A 15,971-nucleotide genomic window follows, 5' to 3' on the forward strand; every position below is an offset into this window, starting at 1 on the left:
CCGCATATGCAGCTGATCGATAAATATCTGCCTGAATATGGCTTCAGCGAAGTACATGGCTGCGATGTCAGTGCTTCGCCGGAAGTGGTGTTGCAGGCAGCAATGAACTATCGCCCTGAGACCGACGCCTTTTTCCGCAGCATGATTGCCTTACGTGAAGTGCCGATGCGCGCCCTTGCACGATTGCGCGGGCGGACAAGCACTGTTGCTGCTCCCTTTGGTCTGCATGAGTTCACGCTACTTGAGCATCGGCCCGGCGAAGCTTTGGTCTATGGGCTTATCGGACAGTTCTGGAAGGCGGATTTCGGCCTGCAAAAAATGGAAAGCTCGGACAATTATCTGGCCTTTCGGATGCCGGGCGTTGCAAAACTTGCGCTGGCCTTCACCGTGACAAAACAGGGAAGCAAAACCCGCCTTGTCACCGAAACGCGTGTTTTCTGCCCGGATCGCGCAAGTCATCTGCGCTTCACACCTTACTGGTATCTGATCCGTCCTGTCAGCGGTATGATCCGCAACCGCATCCTCAATTCGATCAGAAAAGCGAGTGAAACAATTCCTGCCCCTTCTGGAGCACCTTTATGAATATCATCGCCCATGTCGAGATTCCGGTCAGAAAGCTTGAACGTGCTATCGTTTTTTATAGCGAGGTCTTTGGCATAAAATTTGGCGACGTGGCCGAAATCCACGGCAACCGCATGGCTTATTTTCCGTTTGAGGAAGGCAAGGATGGCGCAAGCGGGGCTTTAGCGGAAGGTGAAGTCTATGTACCGTCCGTCAATGGCGCAATTGTTTATCTCAGCGTCGTTGATCTTGACCAGACAATTTCGAAAGCAACAGCACGCGGAAGCAAAGTTCTGTTTCCGAAAACTGCGATCGGTGAAAATTCATTTGTGGCAGAAATAACGGATAGTGAAGGTAACCGTATTGCAATTCAGTCCTTATAGAGTGCAAACTTTATCGAATTACTGGACTGGAGGAGGATATGCCTGAAACACCCTACGACTGGAGCGGAAAGCAGCCTGAAAAGAATTCCCGGCAAAAGCGTATGATGGTGATAGCTGCGGCGACCATGATAGCGTTGCTCTTTATGCTGGCCGTGGTGGATGCAATCCTTATTCTGATCGACTGATGCTGCCGGTCTATGAAATCGACTGCACCGGCATAAAATCTCCTGACGAACTCTGGCAACGTTATCTTGATATCGTACCCGTTCGCGACCCGGAATCTTTTGGCTATACGCTCGACTCCTTCTGGGATGGCGTGCAATGGGGTGGTCCCGGCTGGCCGGGCGAATGCGAACTGGTGTTCCGAAATGTCGAAGCCCTGAGCGAACTCAAGACGCTCGGTGGCAAGCCATTTCTGAAAGCATTCCGGCAATTGGCAGCTGATACGGATCGGGTGAAGATAAGAATGATGTAAGAGAATAAAAACCCTTTAACAATCAAACCTCGCTCTATGGTATATCAAAAATCAACTGCCAATTAGTATCAGGATCGAATTCTACTCCACTGTCATTTTCGGTCCACCAAGCACCAAAAAAATCTTCGACATGTCCTTCTGTCATAGTATGGAGTATGTTGGATGGGCATGGATGATTTCTCGTTAAGTAGTTAAGTCTATAGCAATCTTCCGGATCAAAGAAGCTTCTTCCCTCCAGTTCGATAGATGATAATTGATCAGAAAACTCTGGAAGAAAAACAAAACTACTAGTGTCTGAATTTTTCTGTACCGAACGCTCCAGAAGCTCAGAATTAACCTGACAAGCCTCTGCGAGTAGTTTTGCTTCTTTAACTATATCGGGAATCTCTATTAAAGAAAAATCTCCAGAAGAAGGTGACCTATAAGAAATAAGTTCCCTATTGGCTTTCAAATCCAATATTAGGTTTTTAAGGCCATTTGAATGCGTTGGATTGAATTGAGCCATGTGATTACACGAAAACTCTATCGCTTTATTATGTGAAATGCGAATGATCTCTCCACTATCCCACTCAATATGAGGCGATGTATATACGATACCTCTTAACAAACATAATATGGAGTAATACTCGAGATATGGTACAACCACACGGAGATTTCGAACCTTAGCATATTCTAAAGCCTGAAGTTGTAAAGTCGCCATCATAATCATTTTTGTAGATAAATATATCCTACATATCCACTCTGAGTTTCTTTCTTTGCTCCAAGATTTTGTCAGTTTTGAAAAATTCCTAGAAATACCATTTAAACCCTTATTAGTTATTTTCTCATCGCAAAAATCCGGAAATATTTTATAATTATAATACCATTCACGATCTGCAAATTCATATTTTTCCGCCAATTCTTTTGCTACCAGTATGGAATTCATCTTGAACCATAAAAAAATCTAACCGGACGACTATCGAAATAATAGCCAAATTTTACTTATGCAATCAAGCACTCAGCCCACCCGCGACTGTAATCACAGTTCCGGTTACAAATCCTGATTTGTCAGATGCCAGCCAAAGCGCTGTATGTGCAATGTCTTCCGGTTCGGCGATACGACCCATTGGGGTCATCGCGGCGATTTTTGCAGGACGATCAGGATTGCCGCTCAATGCATGAATGGACGTGTTTGTCGTGCCAACGCGTATGGCATTGACGCGGATACCTTCGGAAGCCAATTCCTTGCCAGCGCCGATTGAAATGGTTTCAACGGCCCCTTTCGATGCAGCGTAATGCACATACTCACCGGGGCTTCCGAGAACCGCTGCTACCGACGAAATATTGATGATCGTGCCGCCGACGCCGCCATGCGCCGTAGACATGCGGCGTGTAGCCTCCTGGATACAATAAAGCAGCCCAAAGACATTTGTTTTAAAGGTCTGCTCGAGTGCTTCTGCTTCAAGCCCCTCTATCCGCGTGGCTTGCCCAATCACACCTGCATTGTTGATGAGGCATTGCGGCGCGCCAAGCTCCCCGTCACAGGTAGTAAATAAATCCGCGACATCTTCCCGGTTTGCCACATCACTGCGCACAGCTATTGCTTTCGTACCAAAGCTTTCACACGCCTTAACGGTTGCGAAGGCTGCGTCTACATCGTTCACATAGCTTATGCAGACGTTATAGCCTTCTTGCGCAAAGAGAACTGCGATAGCAGCGCCAATGCCTCTGCCGCCTCCCGTAACCACAACAACTGGTTTCACGCAACGCCCTCCCCGCGCTTTGAAATGCGTCAGATTTCTGGATTTTCCTCCAGAAGACCTTCGACGAATTCAAAGAGACCCGGACGGCGATCACGGCGCAGGCGCTCTGCAATGATGATGCCCTTAATGCCCGCATACGAACGCTGAAGGTCTTCATTGACGACGATATAATCGTATTTCGCCCATTTCTGAATTTCAAAACGCGCATTCTGCAAACGGGTTTCGATGACATCTGCGGTGTCTTCCGCGCGGCGGTTGAGACGATTCTGCAATTCGCGCATGGTTGGCGGCAAGATGAAGATCGACACGACATCCGCAGGCATTTTGGCTTGCAACTGCTCAGCACCCTGCCAGTCGATATCGAACAGCATATCTTTGCCATCGGCCAGCGCTTCTTCGGCCGTCTGGCGCAGCGTGCCATAAAAATTGCCGTGCACTTCCGCCCATTCGATCAGCTCGTCATTGTCGCGACGGCGCTCAAACTCGCGTTTGGTGATGAAATGGTAATGAACACCTTCAATTTCACTTGGTCGGCGTTCACGGGTGGTTACGGAAACAGAAAGCGAAAGGTTCATATCCGTATCGCTGAGCAATTGCCGGGCGATTGTGGATTTTCCAGCGCCGGATGGTGATGAAATCACCACCATGAGGCCGCGGCGTGCAATGCCATTTTCGACCGAAGATATGGCCATTTTCCGTTACTCCAGATTCTGTACCTGTTCGCGAAACTGATCGACCACTGCTTTCAGCTCAAGGCCGATTGCCGTGATCGACGCTGCATTCGACTTCGAGCACAGCGTATTGGCTTCGCGATTAAATTCCTGCGAAAGAAAGTCAAGCTTGCGTCCGATTGGGCCACCATCAGCAAGCAGCTTGCGGGCTGATGCCACATGGGTCTCCAGCCGATCCAGCTCTTCCTGAATATCCGCCTTGGTCGCAAGAAATGCTGCTTCCTGATAAAGCCGCGCCTCATCGAGATCACGTCCGGTTTCCATCAGAAGTGCGACCTGGCTGCCAAGCCTCGCGCGAATAGCATCGATGCTGCGCGATGGATCGTTGCGCGCTTCCAGCGTCAGATGCTCAATCGTATCGACGTGGCTGGACAAAATAGCGAAAAGCGACTGCCCTTCATGCGTACGGGCTTCTGAAATCGCCTTTAATGCACCTTCAAAGGCTGCAACAACTGCGGCCTCAAGGCCGGCACGAGCATTGTCGTCTTCGCCCAGTTGCGCCTGATCGATGATACCGCGCAGCGAAAGAATACCGTCAACGCTTGCAGGCGCCAAACCATGACGGGCCTGTAGCTCAGCCCCCAGTTTCAGCACTTCATCAAGCATCGCCTGATTAATGGCAAAACCACCCTGTACCTCTGTGCGTTCGACGCTAAGACTGGCTTGAAAGTTTCCGCGCGAGAAATAGCGCGCCTGAAGCGAGCGTATCGCGTGCTCCGCGCCTTCCAAACCCTGCGGCAGGCGCAAGCGCAAATCAAGTCCCTTACCGTTGACCGAGCGGACTTCCCACACGATACGCGCTTCATTATTTGCAGCACCGTACTGTATCGCATGGCGCGCAAACCCTGTCATACTCTGGAGCGCCATATTCTTATCCTTCAAGCGAAATAAAACCGCCCATCACTGGGCGGTGTTTTGCTGCTGTGCCTGGTTCTTTTGCTGTTCAACAGCACGCCATTTGCGCACATTGGCATTGTGTTCAGCCAACGTCTTGGCAAAAACGTGCCCGCCAGTGCCATCAGCAACGAAATAGAGGTCTTCAGTATCAAGCGGATTGGCAACGGCTTCGAGCGCTGCGCGACCCGGGTTGGCAATCGGTGTCGGCGGCAGGCCGTTAATCACATAGGTGTTGTATGGCGTTGGCTTCTCAATGTCCGACTTGAAAATCGGGCGGTCCGAAGGCTTACCCGCACCGCCGAACAAACCATAGATAATGGTCGGATCAGACTGAATACGCATACCCTTGTTCAGGCGATTGACGAAAACCGAAGCCACATGCGGACGCTCCGATGCAATGCCTGTTTCTTTCTCGACGATCGAAGCAAGCGTCACGAATTCGTTCTTGTCCTTGACCGGCAGATCAGGACGGCGCTTTGCCCATGTTTCGTCAATCAACTTCTGCTGCGAAGTCACCATACGATTGATGATTTCTTCGCGCGTCGTGCCGCGTGTGAAATTGAGCGTATCAGTAAACAACCCGCCTTCAGCAGGCATTTCCTTTGGCATGTCGCCGACAAGAATAGGGTCGGAAGAAATACGGTCGAATACCTGCTTAACGGTCAGACCTTCGGGGATCGTCAACGGATACATGATCGACTTGCCGCTGATGAGAATATTCATCACATCGCGCATGGTTGCGCCAGCTGGGATCGCATATTCGCCAGCCTTCAGATCGTTCTCATGGCCATAGGCGCGCATACCATAGCGGAAAATACGTGCATCGCTGACAATCTCGCGATTTTCGAGGCTGTTGGAAACTTCCGAGACGCCAGCACCACGTTTCACAAGGAAAGTTGTTTCCGCAGTCAATGGACCTGCCGAGTCAAATTGGAGCTTGCCGAAATAGAACAGCGCCGAAGCACCCAGCAAAATCAGCACGATCAACGACAGCATGAAGTTCATGAAGACGACAATCTGGCTGCGGGCATGACGCGAACGCTTGCGCGGCGGCGGCGTGCCCGGCTCCGGACGCAACACTTCTGAGGCGGATTTTGGCACAAAAGGCTTGGCAGATACGGCTTGTTCCGGCACCGCAGACGATGGTGTGTTATCCTGCGGCGGCTGTTGGACGGAATTGCTTCCCGCCTTTTCCTCTGACGTCACTCGACTACCTCGTCTTTAGAGCACGTTCCGATCTGACTTTTTTCAAATCGCCGTATCTAAACTCTTTTGATCTGCTCAGCGTGAAACGGCATTCAAATCAATTGCCAAATGAATTGCAATGCACAGAGCAACACTAAACATAATTGGCAATTTTAAACATGACATTGGGTCATATTTTGACAAAAACGCGGAGAAATCCCCGCGTTTTTTAAACAAGCTCAATTTTCAACGCCCGATATTTTACGAATAACGGCGCAAAATCAGCGAAGCGTTGGTGCCACCAAAGCCGAACGAGTTTGACAAGGCCACATCAATCTTGCGTTCGCGTGCTTTGTGCGGAACCAGATCAATCTTCGTCTCGACCGCAGGATTGTCCAGATTAAGCGTTGGAGGAGCCACATTGTCGCGAATTGCAAGCGTCGAGAAGATTGCTTCTGCAGCGCCAGCAGCACCAAGCAGATGGCCGATTGCGGATTTTGTCGAAGACATGGAAATCTTCGAGGCCGCGTCACCGACGACACGTTCAACTGCGCCCAATTCGATTGTATCAGCCATGGTCGAAGTGCCATGTGCATTGATGTAGTCGATCTGGTCAGGCGTAATGTCCGCACGCTTCAGCGCGGCAACCATGCAGCGCTCTGCGCCTTCGCCGCTCTCAGTTGGAGCTGTGATGTGGTAAGCATCGCCCGACAGGCCATAGCCCACGACTTCAGCATAAATCTTTGCACCGCGTGCAAGAGCATGCTCCAGCTCTTCAAGAACCACGACGCCGGCACCCTCACCCATAACGAAACCATCACGGTCTTCGTCGTAAGGACGGGACGCTGCGGTTGGGTCATCGTTGCGCTTGGTGGACAACGCCTTGCAAGCAGCAAAACCTGCCAGCGAAATGCGACTGACCGGCGATTCCGTACCACCGGCAACCATAACATCCGCATCACCAAAAGCGATCAGACGTGCAGCATCACCAATGGCATGCGTGCCAGTTGCGCAGGCAGTGACAACCGAATGGTTCGGCCCGCGAAGCCCGTGCTTGATCGAGACGTGGCCGGAAGCCAGATTGATCAGACGGCCAGGAATAAAGAAAGGCGAAATGCGGCGGGGGCCTTTGTCGCGCAGCGTGTAGCCAGCTTCAACAATGCCTTCGATGCCGCCAATGCCGGAACCAATCAGAACGCCGGTGCGCACCTGATCTTCATCGCTTGTCGGATGCCAGTTGGCATCATCCAGTGCCTGATCGGCAGCGCCGACCGCATAGACGATGAACGGATCAACCTTGCGCTGTTCCTTAGGCTCCATATGGAGGTCGGGATTGAAGGTGCCATTTGTGCCGTCGCCAACAGGAATGCGGCAGGCGATCTGGCAGGCCAGATCATCAACTTCAAATTCCGTGATGCGGCGAGCACCGCTTTCACCGGCAATAAGACGCTTCCAGGTCTCTTCGACACCGCTTGCAAGCGGAGACACCAGACCAAGACCGGTGATGACGACACGCCTCATATTCACCCCTTAAATTTGATAGGTTGCTTTGGAGCTATCCCGCAGGCGAAAGCGCCTCATACGGTCGATGCTCAATCTCGTTACCGGACTGCCATATGCAGATGGCTATGTCGCCAAACCGATAATAATCGTCCAATGCCCTCAAACAAAAGACAAGCAGGGCCGGGATTCAAAAGAATCCCAGCCCTTGTAGCTCAGATTAGGCAGAAGCCTTATCGATGAACTTCACAGCGTCGCCGACCGTGAGGATCGTTTCTGCAGCGTCGTCAGGAATTTCAACGCCGAATTCTTCTTCGAAAGCCATAACCAGCTCGACGGTGTCGAGGCTGTCTGCACCAAGATCATCAATGAAGCTTGCGCCTTCGGTGACCTTGTCTGCATCTACACCCAGATGCTCAACAACGATTTTCTTGACGCGCTCTGCGGTATCGCTCATGTCGGAACCTCGACCTGTTGTTAACTTGCTCTGCCTTGGTTAGCGGCATGCATGATTGTAATCAAGTTATAAGATGCCTGCCAAGTTTCGAGTTTAATCGCCTGACAGCCATCCTGTGGATATTCCTTGCGGAACAGGATAACGGCATTCCGCGAACGAAACGCCGAAACTCTCGTCGGGCGCATTACCATGCTTCTCGAGCAAGGCAAAGCGCATTTTGGTTTCCACCACCCGACTTTAAGACTTTTTATACCGTATAATTCTGATTTAAGCGCTGTGAAAGAGCGTTTAAATCATTGCCATGCCGCCATTGATGTGCAGCGTCTGGCCCGTAACATAAGCAGCTTCATCACTGGCAAGGTAAACCACAGCAGCAGCAATCTCGCTGCCAACACCCATGCGCTTCATTGGAATGTTGCTCATGATTGCATCTTTCTGCTTCTCATTGAGCTTGTCGGTCATGGCCGATTCGATGAAGCCCGGAGCAATGCAATTCACCGTAACATTCCGGCTTGCAATTTCCTGCGCCAGCGACTTGGAGAAGCCGATCAGACCCGCCTTGGAAGCGCAGTAATTGGCCTGTCCTGGATTGCCAGTCACCCCAACAATCGATGTAATGTTGATGATACGACCCTTGCGGCGGCGCATCATCGGATGGGTCAGCTCACGCGTCAGGTTGAATACAGATGTCAGATTGACATTGAGCACCGCATCCCAGTCTTCGTCGCTCATGCGCACAAAAAGACCATCGCGGGTAATGCCAGCATTGTTGACGAGAATGTCGATACCGCCCATCTCTTCCTCGGCCTTCTGGCCGAGCGCCTTGACGGCTTCACGATCAGACAGATTGGCCGGGAAAATGAATGTGCGTTCGCCAAGTTCAGCAGCCAGTTCTTTGAGTTTTTCTTCGCGGGTGCCATGCAAGCCAACGATGGCGCCCTGCGCATGAAGAGCGCGAGCAATCGCTTCACCCAAACCACCGGTCGCCCCGGTTACGAGAGCCTTGCGGCCAGTCAGATCAAACATTCCAGATCCTTCAGCTATTCAATGCAGCGAGCGCCGCAGCTATTTCTTCGGCCGAACCAACAGTAACACCGGTCACATCCTTTGAGATACGACGCGCAAGCCCGGTCAAGACCTTGCCCGATCCTACTTCATAAAGTGTTGTCACGCCATTGGCGGCAAACCATTCAACAGTCTCGCGCCAGCGCACCTGACCCGTGACCTGCTCAACCAGAAGATCAGCAATTTCATTGGCATCCGTCACAGGCGCTGCACGCACATTGGCAATCAGCGGCACAACCGGATTATGCTTATCAACCTGAGCCAGCGCTTCACGCATTGCGTCAGCGGCGGGAGCCATCAGTGTCGAATGAAACGGTGCAGAGACAGGCAGCATGATTGCACGCTTGGCACCTTTTTCGGAGGCAAGCGAAGCGGCCAATTCTACCGCAGCCTTTGAGCCGGAAATGACAAGCTGACCACCGCCATTATCGTTAGCGATCTGAACCGAGCCCGAGGCTTTAGCTTCCGCACAGATGGATTCAACATCGCCGTGCTCAAGCCCGATAATAGCGGCCATAGCGCCTGCACCAACCGGAACAGCCTTTTGCATGGCATTGCCGCGAATGCGCAGAAGACGCGCAGTATCGGCCAGCGAGAAAGTTCCGGCAGCGCAAAGTGCCGAATATTCGCCGAGCGAATGACCGGCCACATAAGCAACCTTGTCTTTCAAAGAGAAGCCTTGTGCTTCCATGACACGCAGTGCAGCAATAGAAACAGCCATCAGAGCCGGCTGCGCATTGGCTGTCAGCGTCAGAACGTCTTCTGGACCTTCAAACATGGTTGCGGAGAGCTTTTCGCCCAGCGCTGCGTCCACTTCCTCGAAAACAGCGCGTGCTTCAGCGAACTGTTCTGCCAAAGCCTTGCCCATGCCGACTGCCTGGCTGCCCTGTCCGGGAAAGGTAAATGCTACCGCCATGAATGCCTCTTTTATATAACAATTTCACGCGATGTGCCCCAGCATGGGTTGAAAAGTCAAGTATTTGTGGATTTTTGAGGGTCTCAACGCTTGCAAATCCGGGGAAAAGCACGTAATGAGCGCCCGTTCGTTGCTGGCATTAGCTGGGGGCTGAACGGAGGATCGTGCAAAAAGATACAAGTAAATGCTTACTTATGTTGTTTTGCTCGTTGCGGCCTAAAGTGCTTCAATCTCCCGTGTCTCCGCTCTCGATTGTCTTTACCCAAGCGTCCTTTCTTCCCGGTTCTCCGGTTCTAAGAGAAGTCGCAGAGGCTTAGCCGTTAGTGCCAGCGTGATGCAACAGAAGAAAGGCAAAGCCAATGGCTCTTTATGAACATGTGCTTCTTGCCCGCCAGGACATTTCCCAGCAGCAGGTCGACGCACTCGTCGAACAGTACAAGGGTGTCCTCGAAGCTAATGGCGGCAAGGTTGGTAAGGTAGAAAACTGGGGTCTTCGTCCCCTCACCTATCGTATCAAGAAGAATCGCAAGGCCTATTACACGCTCGTAAACATTGACGCACCAGCAGCAGCTGTTGCTGAAATGGAACGCCAGATGCGCATCAACGAAGACGTTCTTCGTTTCATGACCATTCGCGTTGAAGAACACGAAGAAGGCCAGTCGGCTATGCTTTCGCGCCGCGACGATCGTCGTGAACGCGATGGTGACGACCGTGGCCCACGTCGTCCACGCGAAGGCGGTTTTGACCGTGGTGATCGTGGTGATCGCGGCCCACGTCGCCCACGTGACAACGAAGCTGGCGAAGGAGCATAATCATGGTTGATATCAATCAGATCCCAACCCGTCGTCCTTTCCATCGTCGTCGCAAGACCTGCCCATTCACAGGTCCAAATGCGCCTAAGATCGACTACAAGGACATCAAGCTCCTGCAGCGTTACATTTCGGAACGCGGCAAGATCGTTCCTTCCCGTATTACGGCTGTCAGCCAGAAGAAGCAGCGCGAACTCGCTCAGGCGATCAAGCGTGCACGTTTCCTCGGCCTGCTGCCTTACGTTGTAAAGTAAGACTTTTTGGGAGGCGATTCTTCGCCTCCCATGTTTCTTCCCGGATACGATGGGCGTAACCGGAGCACTCAAAATCCCAAGTTGGGGCTATCGCGTGGAAACGCCGCCTCTAACTGCAAAACCGGGAAAGCCGGAGCAGGACAGCGAATTTATGAAATTCAATGGAACCATCATTGGAGTCGGCATATTGGCGGGGCTTGCCTCGGCATTGATGTCGTCTGGCGTCATCGCCCAGTCGGGCATGGCGGTGGTTCTCTATTTCCTGACACCATTGCCGATTTTTGTAGCCGCTCTTGGCTGGGGTTCGAGCGCGGGGCTTATCGCTGCTGCTTGCGCCACCATTGCAATCGGTGTCGTCGCAACTCCGATGGCAGCGGTTCTTATGGCGCTGACAAGTTATGCGCCTGCTGCAATCGGCGCCTATCTTTCCGGTCTTGCCCGTCCGGCCTCCGAGCTTGGCGGACCGAAGGATATCATGGTCTGGTATCCGCTGTCGGACATCGTTTTCCGCCTGGCACTGATGGTTGCCGCAAGTTTCATTATCATTGGCTTCATCGTGGGTTTCGGACCAGAAATGGCTCGTGAACTTGCCAATACGCTGATCGACAGTCTTGCCGCAGCCGATCCGCAATTTACCGCCAGCGATGAAATGCGCCAGAGTGTCAGCGCCCTCCTGATTGTAGCGCTGCCTGCGATCCAGCCTGCAACCTGTCTCGCTATTCTGGTCGGCAATCTTTATCTCGCTCTGCGTCTCACAGCCCTTTCAGGTCGTTTGCGCCGCCCGCGTGATGACTGGCCCGCAACAATGCGTATGCCGCGTCCGGCGCTTCTGGTTTTTGCCGTTGCTCTCGCTATTGCATTTTTGCCCGGCGCAGCCGGGCTCATAGCGGCAGTGGTTGTTGGCGCATTGAGCTTTGGTTTCATGATTGCCGGCCTTGCGACTTTCCATCAGCGCACTCGTGGCAAGCCTTGGCGTCCGGTTGCGCTCTGGCTGGTTTACATTGCGATTATTCTCTTCGCATTCGTGCTTTTCGTCTTCATGGTTTTTGGACTTTTCGATACATCGCGCGGGGCGCCAATCTCGAAAATTCCAAATACTGACAAACAATAAATTCAAATTTCAATCTCGAAAGGAAACTCAAATGGACGTTATTCTTCTGGAACGCATCGCTCGCCTCGGTCAGATGGGCGACACTGTAAAGGTCAAGGACGGCTTTGCCCGTAACTTCCTTCTGCCACAGGGCAAGGCTCTTCGCGCCAACGAAGCCAACCGCAAGAAGTTCGAAGGCCAGCGTGCACAGCTCGAAGCTCAGAACCTTGAACGCAAGAACGAAGCTGAAGCAGTTGCTGAAAAGCTCAACGGCGAATCCTTCATCGTTGTTCGCTCGGCTGGTGAAACCGGCCAGCTCTACGGTTCGGTTTCGACTCGCGATATCGCTGAAATCGTCACTGAAAACGGCTTTAACCTGCACCGCAATCAGGTTGAACTGAAGCAGCCTATCAAGGCAATCGGCATCCATGAAATCGTTATTTCCCTGCATCCTGAAGTGGAAGTTACGGTTTCTGTAAACATCGCTCGTTCGACTGAAGAAGCCGAACGTCAGGCAAAGGGTGAAGACCTGACTTCGATCGAAGCAATCTACGGCATCGAAGAAGCTCCACTTTCTGAAGAAATCTTCGACGAAGACGAAGAAGGTGAAGATCAGGCTTAATGAGCCTTTACTTACCTCGGATGCCTTCTCATATTGCGGGCATTCCCATGGTGGTAAACTTTAAATGAAGATGCCCGGCGGCTTCCGTCGGGCATTTACTCTTTTCAGATCAGAAATTTCGCCTATTCTTCACATTAGTGTTGGATTGAAGAGGGTGCTGACGGAAACGTTCGCGTTTGCTCAGGCGAGAGCCTTAGGCCAATTGACCGAGGGGAATTGCCTGAAATCTGATGACAGCGCGGCTTTAATTTAGGCAACAGGCCGCCTGCCATGCAACCGCACGGGCGTTGCACTTGCTTCAAGTCTCTAAAAAGGGGATGGGGCTGATGCATAGAATGCTGCGTACTGTTCTTTCGCATATGATCAAAATCGGCGACCTCACAGTCACTGATTCTGGCGGGAGTATTTTTCATTATGGAGATAAGACCGGCGAAGGCGTTCATATACGCTTCAATACGCTTCATGCTGAACGTGCCGTAGCACTCGACCCGGAGCTCAAGCTTGCTGAATGCTTCATGGATGGTGAGATCGATTTTCTGGAAGGTGACATTTATACACTTTTGAAAATCGTCTTCGAGAATACCGGACCAACAGCTGCGACCGAACCTTGGATGAAAGCCGCTGGTAAGGTCCGCGTGTTGTTTCGCCGCTTCCAGCAGATGAATAATCTGGCTCGGTCATCGAGCAACGTCAAAAGCCATTATGATCTTTCAGGGGCGCTCTACGACCTGTTTCTTGATCCCGACAAGCAATATTCCTGCGCCTATTTCGAAACCCCCAATGCATCGCTCGCCGAGGCACAGCTCGCGAAGAAACGTCATATAGCAGCGAAACTCCTCATCAAAGAGGGCGATGATGTACTGGATATCGGTTGCGGCTGGGGCGGGATGGGGCTTTATCTGGCCCGTTATCTCAAGGCCAACGTCACAGGCGTTACGCTCTCTGAAGAACAACACGCCATTGCGAATAAACGTGCCGTCGAAGAAGGGCTTGCGGACCGCGCAAATTTCCAACTGACTGATTATCGCAATATTGATGATCAGTTTGACCGGCTTGTTTCAGTCGGTATGTTTGAACATGTGGGCGTTGGTCACTTTGCAGAGTATTTTCAGCACGCTGCACGCCTTTTGAAGCCGGACGGGGTCTTCCTTCTTCATGCGATCGGCCGCGCCGACGGTCCGGGTGCAACCAATCCATTCATCCGCAAATATATTTTCCCCGGTGGCTATATCCCTGCCCTCTCTGAAGTGCTTCCGCATATCGAGAAGGCCGGGCTCTATGTGACTGACATTGAAATTCTGCGGCTTCATTATGCAGAAACACTCAAGGAATGGCGGCTTGCCTTCATGGCCCGGCGTGAGGAAGCCAAGGCACTCTATGACGAACGCTTCTGCCGGATGTGGGAGTTTTATCTGGCAGCATCTGAAAGTGCCTTCCGCTGGCAGAACATGATGGTCTTCCACATCCAGATTGCGCACAAGCAGGACGCTGTGCCGCTTACACGCAATTATATTGAGGCTGAGGAAAAGCGTTTAAAGCGGCTCGACAGTGCGCCAAAAGGCGCAAACAGCGAAATATCGGCTTCAAAAAAGAAGGCCGAGGCCTGAATTAATTCGTCAAATCCGAGTGTAAAAGGTTGAAGCATGAACTGTGGACACCTGTGAATCATGGTATAGTTTCACTCCTCCAGCAGGAATCACCTTGAGACCGTGTTGCGTTTAACGTCTCATCAGGTTTGGTTGGAACGATCAGGAACAGGATATCAGATCTATGGCGGAAGCGGCGGTACGCAAACTCGACGATGCGCGCGATCAAAAAGACGCGCTTTATCGTGAAGCGCCCCACAATATTGAAGCAGAGCAAGCGCTTTTGGGTGCTATTCTCATCAACAATGACGCCTTTTATCGCGTTTCAGACTTTCTGAAACCAACGCATTTCTTTGAGCCTTTGCATCGCCGGATCTATGAGATCGCAACCGATCTCATCCGCGTCGGCAAAATGGCCAACCCGGTAACGATGAAGACCTTCCTGCCCAATGAGGGCAAGATCGGCGACCTGACTGTATTCCAGTATGTTGCACGTCTTGCAACGGAAGCCGTGACCATCATCAATGCCGAAGACTATGGCCGCGCGATCTATGATCTAGCAACGCGACGGGCCTTGATCGGCATTGGCGAAGATATGGTCAATATCGCCTATGACGCGCCAGTTGATAATGCTCCACAAGAACAGATCGAAGACGCCGAGCGCCGTCTGTTCGAACTTGCAGAAACGGGCCGCTATGACGGCGGTTTTCAGGCCTTCAAGGATGCAGTCACAACAGCTGTTGACATGGCCAATGCCGCTTTCATGCGCGACGGCCATTTGTCGGGTGTATCCACGGGCATTCATACGCTTGATAGCAAGATGGGCGGTTTGCAGCCTTCCGACCTGATCATCCTTGCGGGTCGTCCGGGTATGGGCAAGACTTCGCTTGCGACCAACATCGCGTTTAACATCGCCAATGCCTATGAAGCCGAGCAGCAGGCCGATGGCACGATGAAGGCCAAAAATGGCGGCGTTGTCGGTTTCTTCTCGCTTGAAATGTCGGCGGAGCAGCTCGCAACCCGTATCATTTCCGAGCAGACGGAAGTGTCTTCCTCGAAAATCCGTCGCGGCGACATCACTGAAACAGATTTCGAGAAGCTGGTGGCCTGCTCACAGGTGATGCAGAAGATTCCGCTTTATATCGATCAGACCGGTGGCATCTCCATTGCACAGCTCGCAGCTCGCGCACGTCGTCTGAAACGCCAGCGCGGCCTTGACGTTCTGGTGATCGACTACGTTCAGCTGATGACCGGTTCGTCCAAGGCATCGGCACAGAACCGCGTGCAGGAAATCACTGAAATCACCACAGGACTGAAGGCGCTTGGCAAGGAGCTCAATGTTCCGATCATCGCATTGTCGCAGCTCTCGCGTCAGGTGGAAAGCCGTGATGACAAGCGCCCACAACTCTCCGATCTTCGTGAATCGGGTTCGATCGAGCAGGACGCCGACGTGGTTCTTTTCGTGTTCCGTGAAGAATATTACGTCAAGAATCTCGAACCACGCGACGAGTTTGATCCGAAATATGAAGAGTGGAAGCAGCATTTTGAAAAAGTGCGTGGCACCGCCGACGTTATCATTGCCAAGCAGCGTCACGGACCGACTGGCACCGTAAAGCTCGCCTTCCAGTCCGAATTCACACGATTTGCAGATTTGGCCGAAGGTTCCTATCTGCCGGAGCAGTATGAATAGTTTTCCCT

19 protein-coding genes are annotated in these 15,971 nt (G+C 52.0%); 10 read left to right on the top strand and 9 right to left on the bottom strand.

Translation table 11 applies throughout. The annotated features are described in order from the left end of the window. Nucleotides 1-6 precede the first annotated feature (6 nt). The 4 genes from H5024_RS09950 to H5024_RS09965 are packed head-to-tail and all read left to right on the top strand — an operon-like array spanning nucleotide 7 to nucleotide 1,419. Complete coding sequence (locus tag H5024_RS09950) at nucleotides 7-582, top strand: hypothetical protein (protein ID WP_187545982.1); 576 nt, start codon at nucleotides 7-9, stop codon at nucleotides 580-582. Further along, nucleotides 579-944: a VOC family protein gene (locus tag H5024_RS09955; protein WP_187545984.1), complete on the top strand. Its 366-nt coding sequence runs from the start codon at nucleotides 579-581 to the stop codon at nucleotides 942-944. The genes H5024_RS09950 and H5024_RS09955 overlap by 4 nt, the downstream gene beginning before the upstream one ends. A 38-nt stretch (nucleotides 945-982) precedes the next feature. Then, nucleotides 983-1,129: a hypothetical protein gene (locus tag H5024_RS09960; RefSeq protein WP_187545986.1), complete on the top strand. Its 147-nt coding sequence runs from the start codon at nucleotides 983-985 to the stop codon at nucleotides 1,127-1,129. Continuing rightward, nucleotides 1,129-1,419 (top strand): hypothetical protein, encoded by a 291-nt coding sequence (locus H5024_RS09965; protein ID WP_187545989.1) that lies wholly within the window; start codon nucleotides 1,129-1,131, stop codon nucleotides 1,417-1,419. Before H5024_RS09960 ends, H5024_RS09965 begins: the two co-directional genes overlap by 1 nt. 34 nt (nucleotides 1,420-1,453) lie before the next feature. Here H5024_RS09965 and H5024_RS09970 read toward each other — a convergent pair whose 3' ends face one another. The 9 genes from H5024_RS09970 to fabD all read right to left on the bottom strand — a co-directional run bounded on the left by H5024_RS09970 (nucleotide 1,454) and on the right by fabD (nucleotide 9,912). After that, the gene (locus H5024_RS09970) at nucleotides 1,454-2,344 is read right to left on the bottom strand and encodes a hypothetical protein (RefSeq protein ID WP_187545991.1); all 891 of its coding nucleotides are present in this window, start codon (nucleotides 2,342-2,344) and stop codon (nucleotides 1,454-1,456) included. Nucleotides 2,345-2,408: 64 nt separating this feature from the next. Further along, a complete protein-coding gene (locus tag H5024_RS09975; protein WP_187545994.1) occupies nucleotides 2,409-3,161 on the bottom strand; it encodes an SDR family oxidoreductase in 753 nt (250 codons plus the stop codon). A 29-nt stretch (nucleotides 3,162-3,190) separates the two neighbouring features. Continuing rightward, on the bottom strand, nucleotides 3,191-3,853 hold the full coding sequence (gene gmk, locus H5024_RS09980; RefSeq protein WP_187545996.1) for a guanylate kinase: 663 nt from the start codon (nucleotides 3,851-3,853) through the stop codon (nucleotides 3,191-3,193). Nucleotides 3,854-3,859: 6 nt separating this feature from the next. Beyond that, on the bottom strand, nucleotides 3,860-4,759 hold the full coding sequence (locus tag H5024_RS09985) for a YicC/YloC family endoribonuclease (protein WP_187545998.1): 900 nt from the start codon (nucleotides 4,757-4,759) through the stop codon (nucleotides 3,860-3,862). A 33-nt stretch (nucleotides 4,760-4,792) separates the two neighbouring features. Further along, a complete protein-coding gene (gene mltG / locus H5024_RS09990) occupies nucleotides 4,793-5,995 on the bottom strand; it encodes an endolytic transglycosylase MltG (protein WP_187546000.1) in 1,203 nt (400 codons plus the stop codon). A gap of 240 nt (nucleotides 5,996-6,235) precedes the next feature. Continuing rightward, entirely contained in the window at nucleotides 6,236-7,495 is a 1,260-nt protein-coding gene (gene fabF, locus H5024_RS09995; protein ID WP_187546003.1) for a beta-ketoacyl-ACP synthase II, read from the bottom strand. A 199-nt stretch (nucleotides 7,496-7,694) separates the two neighbouring features. After that, complete coding sequence (locus H5024_RS10000; RefSeq protein ID WP_002963616.1) at nucleotides 7,695-7,931, bottom strand: acyl carrier protein; 237 nt, start codon at nucleotides 7,929-7,931, stop codon at nucleotides 7,695-7,697. Between the two features lie 288 nt (nucleotides 7,932-8,219). Then, the gene (gene fabG, locus H5024_RS10005) at nucleotides 8,220-8,957 is read right to left on the bottom strand and encodes a 3-oxoacyl-[acyl-carrier-protein] reductase (protein ID WP_187546005.1); all 738 of its coding nucleotides are present in this window, start codon (nucleotides 8,955-8,957) and stop codon (nucleotides 8,220-8,222) included. 10 nt (nucleotides 8,958-8,967) lie between these two features. Further along, nucleotides 8,968-9,912, bottom strand: coding sequence for an ACP S-malonyltransferase (gene fabD / locus H5024_RS10010; RefSeq protein ID WP_187546008.1), 945 nt, complete (start codon nucleotides 9,910-9,912; stop codon nucleotides 8,968-8,970). A 359-nt stretch (nucleotides 9,913-10,271) separates the two neighbouring features. On the opposite strand from fabD, the gene rpsF reads away from it, so the two are divergent. The 6 genes from rpsF to H5024_RS10040 all read left to right on the top strand — a co-directional run bounded on the left by rpsF (nucleotide 10,272) and on the right by H5024_RS10040 (nucleotide 15,963). Further along, complete coding sequence (gene rpsF, locus H5024_RS10015) at nucleotides 10,272-10,724, top strand: 30S ribosomal protein S6 (RefSeq protein WP_187546010.1); 453 nt, start codon at nucleotides 10,272-10,274, stop codon at nucleotides 10,722-10,724. Between the two features lie 2 nt (nucleotides 10,725-10,726). Continuing rightward, entirely contained in the window at nucleotides 10,727-10,975 is a 249-nt protein-coding gene (gene rpsR, locus H5024_RS10020; RefSeq protein WP_187546012.1) for a 30S ribosomal protein S18, read from the top strand. Between the two features lie 151 nt (nucleotides 10,976-11,126). Continuing rightward, a complete protein-coding gene (locus H5024_RS10025) occupies nucleotides 11,127-12,086 on the top strand; it encodes a DUF2232 domain-containing protein (protein ID WP_187546757.1) in 960 nt (319 codons plus the stop codon). A gap of 31 nt (nucleotides 12,087-12,117) precedes the next feature. Beyond that, on the top strand, nucleotides 12,118-12,687 hold the full coding sequence (rplI, locus tag H5024_RS10030; RefSeq protein WP_187546014.1) for a 50S ribosomal protein L9: 570 nt from the start codon (nucleotides 12,118-12,120) through the stop codon (nucleotides 12,685-12,687). 326 nt (nucleotides 12,688-13,013) lie between these two features. Further along, entirely contained in the window at nucleotides 13,014-14,294 is a 1,281-nt protein-coding gene (locus H5024_RS10035) for a cyclopropane-fatty-acyl-phospholipid synthase family protein (protein WP_187546016.1), read from the top strand. 163 nt (nucleotides 14,295-14,457) lie between these two features. Next, entirely contained in the window at nucleotides 14,458-15,963 is a 1,506-nt protein-coding gene (locus tag H5024_RS10040) for a replicative DNA helicase (RefSeq protein ID WP_187546018.1), read from the top strand. Nucleotides 15,964-15,971 lie beyond the last annotated feature (8 nt).

It is taken from the genome of Ochrobactrum sp. Marseille-Q0166 (genome assembly GCF_014397025.1).
Classification (GTDB): Bacteria; Pseudomonadota; Alphaproteobacteria; order Rhizobiales; family Rhizobiaceae; genus Brucella.

What these genes read in the sequence shown, in the direction of transcription:
- H5024_RS09950 (WP_187545982.1), top strand. Translation starts at nt 7, where the DNA reads ATGCAGCTGATCGATAAATATCTGCCTGAATATGGCTTCAGCGAAGTA.
- H5024_RS09955 (WP_187545984.1), top strand. Translation starts at nt 579, where the DNA reads ATGAATATCATCGCCCATGTCGAGATTCCGGTCAGAAAGCTTGAACGT.
- H5024_RS09960 (WP_187545986.1), top strand. Translation starts at nt 983, where the DNA reads ATGCCTGAAACACCCTACGACTGGAGCGGAAAGCAGCCTGAAAAGAAT.
- H5024_RS09965 (WP_187545989.1), top strand. Translation starts at nt 1,129, where the DNA reads ATGCTGCCGGTCTATGAAATCGACTGCACCGGCATAAAATCTCCTGAC.
- H5024_RS09970 (WP_187545991.1), bottom strand. Translation starts at nt 2,344, where the DNA reads ATGAATTCCATACTGGTAGCAAAAGAATTGGCGGAAAAATATGAATTT.
- gmk (WP_187545996.1), bottom strand. Translation starts at nt 3,853, where the DNA reads ATGGCCATATCTTCGGTCGAAAATGGCATTGCACGCCGCGGCCTCATG.
- H5024_RS09985 (WP_187545998.1), bottom strand. Translation starts at nt 4,759, where the DNA reads ATGGCGCTCCAGAGTATGACAGGGTTTGCGCGCCATGCGATACAGTAC.
- fabF (WP_187546003.1), bottom strand. Translation starts at nt 7,495, where the DNA reads ATGAGGCGTGTCGTCATCACCGGTCTTGGTCTGGTGTCTCCGCTTGCA.
- H5024_RS10000 (WP_002963616.1), bottom strand. Translation starts at nt 7,931, where the DNA reads ATGAGCGATACCGCAGAGCGCGTCAAGAAAATCGTTGTTGAGCATCTG.
- fabG (WP_187546005.1), bottom strand. Translation starts at nt 8,957, where the DNA reads ATGTTTGATCTGACTGGCCGCAAGGCTCTCGTAACCGGGGCGACCGGT.
- fabD (WP_187546008.1), bottom strand. Translation starts at nt 9,912, where the DNA reads ATGGCGGTAGCATTTACCTTTCCCGGACAGGGCAGCCAGGCAGTCGGC.
- rpsF (WP_187546010.1), top strand. Translation starts at nt 10,272, where the DNA reads ATGGCTCTTTATGAACATGTGCTTCTTGCCCGCCAGGACATTTCCCAG.
- rpsR (WP_187546012.1), top strand. Translation starts at nt 10,727, where the DNA reads ATGGTTGATATCAATCAGATCCCAACCCGTCGTCCTTTCCATCGTCGT.
- H5024_RS10025 (WP_187546757.1), top strand. Translation starts at nt 11,127, where the DNA reads ATGAAATTCAATGGAACCATCATTGGAGTCGGCATATTGGCGGGGCTT.
- rplI (WP_187546014.1), top strand. Translation starts at nt 12,118, where the DNA reads ATGGACGTTATTCTTCTGGAACGCATCGCTCGCCTCGGTCAGATGGGC.
- H5024_RS10035 (WP_187546016.1), top strand. Translation starts at nt 13,014, where the DNA reads ATGCATAGAATGCTGCGTACTGTTCTTTCGCATATGATCAAAATCGGC.
- H5024_RS10040 (WP_187546018.1), top strand. Translation starts at nt 14,458, where the DNA reads ATGGCGGAAGCGGCGGTACGCAAACTCGACGATGCGCGCGATCAAAAA.